Annotated in this window: 1 protein-coding gene; it reads right to left on the minus strand. The window is 73.1% G+C overall.

Features of this window, described 5'->3' with window-relative positions:
• On the minus strand, nucleotides 1–2,657 hold a 2,657-nt coding region (locus tag OFY01_RS16030), incomplete at both ends, for an Rne/Rng family ribonuclease (RefSeq protein WP_266600445.1).

The raw sequence follows: 2,657 nt of genomic DNA on the forward strand, positions 1-2,657 counted from the left end.
TCCACGGACTCCGCGGACTCCGCGGACTCCGCGGACTCCGCGGCCTCCACGGGCTCCGCCGCCATGGCCGCCTTGGCCGCCTTCTTGGCCTTCCGTGACCTCTTGCCCTTGTCGCCCTTGTCTGCCCTGTCGCCCTCGGCCGGGTACTCGGCCTGCTCGGCCTGCTCCGGACGCGGAGCGCCCGCCGGGGCCTCGGCGCGACGCGTGGCGCGACGGCGCGAGCGGCCTCGGCCCGCCGCGGCCTCCGCCTCGGCGGCGCTGGAGTACAGCTCCTCGTCCGGGCGGAAGTCCGGCTCGGGCAGCGCCACCGGGGCTGCCGCCTCCGCGGCGACCTCGGCCTCGGTCTCGGTCTCGGCCTCCGCCTTGGTCCCGGTCTCGGCCTGCACGGCCGACTCGGGCGTCTGGTCGGCGCCGCCGCGGCCGCGCTTCTTGCGCTTGCCGCCGCCACCGCCCGTGGACGCCTGCTCCATGTGGACGATGACGCCGCGGCCGTTGCAGTGCACGCACGTCTCGGAGAAGGACTCAAGGAGCCCCTGACCGACGCGCTTACGTGTCATCTGGACCAGGCCGAGCGAGGTCACCTCGGCGACCTGGTGCTTCGTACGGTCCCTGCCGAGGGATTCGAGCAGGCGGCGAAGGACCAGGTCCCGGTTGGACTCCAGAACCATGTCGATGAAGTCGATGACGACGATGCCGCCCAGGTCGCGCAGGCGCAGCTGGCGCACGATCTCCTCGGCCGCTTCGAGGTTGTTCCTCGTCACGGTCTCCTCGAGGTTGCCGCCCTGGCCGGTGAACTTCCCGGTGTTGACGTCGATGACGACCATCGCCTCGGTCTTGTCGATCACCAGGGAGCCGCCGGACGGCAGCCACACCTTGCGGTCGAGGGCCTTGGCCAGCTGCTCGTCGATCCGGTACGTCGCGAAGACGTCGACCTCGGACGTCCACCGCTGCAAACGGTCCGCGAGGTCGGGCGCCACGTGGTTGACGTAGCCGTGGATGGTCTCCCACGCCTCGTCGCCGCTGATGACGACCTTGGAGAAGTCCTCGTTGAAGATGTCGCGCACGACGCGGACCGTCATGTCCGGCTCGCCGTACAGCAGGCTCGGCGACGACGTCGAGATCTGCTTGGACTTCTTCTGGATCTCCTCCCACTGCGCCTGCAGACGCTCGACGTCGCGGCGCAGCTCGTCCTCGCTCGCGCCCTCGGCGGCGGTGCGCACGATGACGCCCGCGTCCTCGGGGACGATCTTCTTGAGGATGGTCTTCAGGCGCGCGCGCTCGGTGTCGGGGAGCTTGCGGCTGATGCCGGTCATCGAGCCCTCGGGCACGTAGACCAGGTAGCGGCCGGGCAGCGACACCTGGCTGGTCAGGCGGGCGCCCTTGTGGCCGATCGGGTCCTTGGTGACCTGGACGAGCACGGACTGGCCGGACTTGAGGGCGGACTCGATGCGGCGCGGGCCGTTGGCCATGCCGAGCGCCTCGAAGTTCACCTCACCGGCGTACAGGACGGCGTTGCGGCCCTTGCCGATGTCGATGAAGGCGGCCTCCATCGACGGCAGCACGTTCTGGACCTTGCCCAGGTAGACGTTGCCGACGTACGAGGTCGACTGCTCCTTGTTGACGTAGTGCTCGACGAGGATGTTGTCCTCGAGCACGCCGATCTGGGTGCGGTCGCCGTTCTGGCGGACGATCATCTCGCGGGTGACCGCCTCACGGCGGGCCAGGAACTCGGCCTCGGTGATGATCGGGACGCGGCGCCGGCCCTGCTCACGGCCCTCGCGGCGGCGCTGCTTCTTGGCCTCGAGACGGGTCGAGCCCTTGATGGACTGCACCTCGTCCGTGCCGTTGCCGGACCTCTCGTCCTTCTTGCGCGGCTCGCGGACCTTGACGACCGTGCGCTCCGGGTCGTCCGAGGACGTCACGGCCTCGGGGGCCGCGTCACCGGCGCGACGGCGGCGCCGACGGCGGCGACGGCTGCTGCTCGACCCGGACGCGGCGCCCTCGCCGCGCTCGTCGGCCTCGGCGGACTCCTCCGCCTGCTCCTCGTCGGCGGCGCCCTCGGCGTGCTCGGCGTCCTGGTCGGTGCCCGACTCGGTGTCGCTCTCGCTCTCCGCGCCCTGCTCGGCCTCGGCGTCCGCGGACTCGCCGCGGCGACGGCGGCGGCCGCCGCGGCGACGGCGCCGGGCCGGACGGTCGCCGTGCTCGTCGTGGTCCTCGCCACCGTCGGCGGCCTCGGCCTCGGTCTCGGTCTCGGTCTCGGCTTCGAGGGCCTCGGTGGCGGCGGCCGGTGCCTGCTGCTCGGCGGCGGGCTGCTCGTCCGCGGCGCGGCGGCGACGACGGCGACGCCCGGCGGGCTCGGCCTCGGCGGACTCCACGGCCTGGGCGGGCTGCTCCTCCTCGGCGGCCTCCACGGCCTCGGCGGCGGCCGCGGCGGCGGCGCGCTCCGGCGTCTGGAACATCGGCTCGGTGAAGACGGGCGCCTGGAACATGGCGACGGCCGGGCGCTTGGGGCGCTTGCCCGTCTCGTCCTCGACGGCGGGCTTCGGCTCGGCGAAACCGGCGGCGGCCTTGCGGGTGGCACGACGACGCCCCCGGCGCGGCGCGGCCTCGTCGCCCTCCTCCACGCTCTCGGCGGCCGGGGCGGCGGCCAGATCGGA

The sequence above is a fragment of the Streptomyces beihaiensis genome (genome assembly GCF_026274175.1).
GTDB classification, from domain to species: Bacteria; Actinomycetota; Actinomycetes; order Streptomycetales; family Streptomycetaceae; genus Streptomyces; species Streptomyces beihaiensis.